Consider the following 2,790-nt stretch of genomic DNA (forward strand, 5'->3'; position numbering starts at 1 on the left):
ATTTGCACATGCAATACTATTCTTTTGCAAACACTATTTTAAAATGTGCGGCATTTCAGTTCTTTACACCTGCCGGGAAAACAACAGTCAATTTTTATTTAAGGAGTTCCACAAAATCTTTTATGTAATAATCTGATGCCTGCCGGATTTTCTCCTGGTCATCAATAGATGCTTCTTCCCGCATGGCCACAACTTTGAACCCTGCACTTTTCGCCGCACAGATTCCTTTATAGATATCTTCATAGACAAGGCATTCTTCCGGCGAAAGTTTCAGTCTTTTTGCCGCTTCCAGATAAACATCCGGGAAATCTTTGCCGTGTGGCACTTCCATGGTAGTCACAAATGCATCAAAGCACTCCAGCACGCCATTTCGCTCAAGGCTGGGTGCAATCAGCTCGTAAGCCGATGAGGTCGCCGCAGCGATGCGTGTACCGGCCTTTTTGAGTTTCAGCAGATATTCTTTTGCATGGGATTTGAGCTCCACCTTTTTCGCATAGGCTTCTGCTGCCATCCCATGCCATTCCTGTATCAGATCTTCCGGCTTTTCATTCAGTCCGAATCGCTCAATCGTATACTCGGCAGCCCGGTAATACCCCATCGGTGTGATCATCTCCAGATAATCCGACGGCACTTCAAATCCTCTTCTGCCAAGAAAATCCACGTCAATCTGCCTCCAGACCCACATAGAGTCCAGAAGCGTACCGTCCATATCAAAAATCGCACCTTTTTTCTTTATCATAAGTAAAGTTCTCCCATTTTATTAAGCACTCTGCTGCTCACCGAAGTAGACATCGTACCATACCAGGAAGGTATAGACTGCCCAGATTTTACGGCTGTTATCTGCCAGACCATTATAATGATCATCCATCAGCCTGATCAGGTAATCCGTCTGGAAGAATTTTTTCGATGCTTCGCTTTCAAATGCAGCACGTACTTTATCATAATATTTCTTTTCTTTGAGCCATACACGTGTCGGTACCGGGAATCCCAGTTTTTTGCGTGTTGCCACCTGCTCCGGAAGAATGCTGTGTGCAGCTTCACGGAAGGCATATTTTGTCTGCGTCTTGCGGATTTTATTATCAAAAGAAAGTTTTCTGGCCGTCTTATAAACTTCAATATCCAGATACGGAACACGCGTCTCCAGAGAATGTGCCATACTCATCTTATCCGCTTTCTGAAGGATATCTCCGATCAGCCAGAATTTCAGGTCAATATACTGCATACGTGCGGTATCATCCAGTTTTCTGGTTTTCTGATAACAGGCTGCCGTCAGTGTCTTCGGATCTTCTGCCGGAATGCTGCTCTTTAAGACTTTTGCTTTTTCCTTTGGATGGAACAGATAAGCATTTCCGATAAAACGCTCCTCAATCGGTGTACATCCGCGGATCAGATAATTCTTTCCCTTAAAATTCTTTTTGTTGTCTTCCAGTTTTTCTTTGATCTTCTTTTTCAGACCTGCCGGCAATACTTTAAACGGACGTAAAGAGACTGGTTCATGATAAATCACATATCCGCCAAACAACTCGTCCGCACCTTCTCCGGACATAACTACCTTCAGCTTGCTTGCTGCCAGTTCGTCTACAAACCAAAGGGCAACTGCGGACGGATCGGCTAAAGGCTCATCCATATGATACTGCACTTTCGGCAGCACTGCCCAGTATTCTTCCGGTGTGATCACTTTCTGATGGCAGGTACTTCCCGCATAATCTGCAATCTCTCTTGCACGCTCCATCTCGCTGTATCTGCCGTTGTCTTCTGCAAATCCTACCGTAAATGTATTCTGAAAATGTCCCTGTGCTGCAATGTAGTTGGAATCCACACCACCGGATAACAGAGAACCTACTTCTACGTCACTGATCTTATGTGCCTCGATCGACTCGGCAACACGCTCCTTGATCTCTTCTACGATCGCTTTCTCATCCTGATGCTTCTCCGGTACCAGTGTCGGATCAAAATAACGGGAAACTTTTAATTTGCCGTCTTTGTATTTCAGACAGCATCCCGGATTTAATTTATAGATGCCTTTGAAAAAAGTCTCATCCATAGCAGAATACTGGAAGCTCAGATAATGGCTCAGAGCCTTTTCATTCAGCTCACGTTTATACTCCGGATATTCCAGGATTGCTTTGATCTCGGATGCAAAGACCAGATTTCCATTGATTTCCGCATAATAAAATGGTTTGATGCCAAAAAAGTCTCTGGCTGCAAATAATGTTTTCTCTTTGCTGTCCCAGATGGCAAATCCAAACATTCCGCGAAGCTTTTTCAGCATTTTCTCGTGGTATTCTTCATATGCATGGATCAGGCATTCTGTATCAGAATGGTTTGCAAACACATGTCCTTTTGCCTGGAGTTCTTTCGTAAGTTCCTGATAATTATAAATTTCACCGTTAAATACGATGACAACTTCGCCCGTCTCATTGAACATCGGCTGACTGCCGTAGTCCAGATCAATAATGCTCAGTCTTCGAAATCCCAGTGCAACATCCTCATCTATATAGTTTCCGCCGCCGTCCGGACCTCTGTGATAAATACTTTTCATCATATTTTCGATTACCGGCTTCTGTTTGTCGTATTTTCCTGCTATTCCACAAATTCCACACATAATCTACACCTACTTTCATTCACTTCAATTTTTCTATGATATGATGCCAGGGTCAAAAGGTCTAAATCCACATGAGCTTGCTCATAGGTGGATGAAAGACCTTGAGACCCGCCCCGATATGGAGCAGAACATCCAGTGGATGTTCGTTTTGCTCCGACCGAAGCGGAGCGTAGACATAAAAGTGG

General features: G+C 44.1%; 2 protein-coding genes. Both read right to left on the bottom strand.

Annotated features, from left to right (window positions below; genetic code table 11):
- Window positions 1–94 precede the first annotated feature (94 nt).
- Window positions 95–739, bottom strand: a complete 645-nt coding sequence (locus GPK60_RS07425; RefSeq protein ID WP_215659184.1) for an HAD family phosphatase — start codon at window positions 737–739, stop codon at window positions 95–97.
- A 21-nt stretch (window positions 740–760) separates the two neighbouring features.
- Window positions 761–2,605 (bottom strand): asparagine synthase (glutamine-hydrolyzing), encoded by a 1,845-nt coding sequence (gene asnB, locus GPK60_RS07430; RefSeq protein WP_173896941.1) that lies wholly within the window; start codon window positions 2,603–2,605, stop codon window positions 761–763.
- Window positions 2,606–2,790 lie beyond the last annotated feature (185 nt).

Origin of the sequence: Ruminococcus sp. MCC718, assembly GCF_018783905.1 — a bacterium.
GTDB lineage: Bacteria > Bacillota > Clostridia > Lachnospirales > Lachnospiraceae > Hominisplanchenecus > Hominisplanchenecus faecis.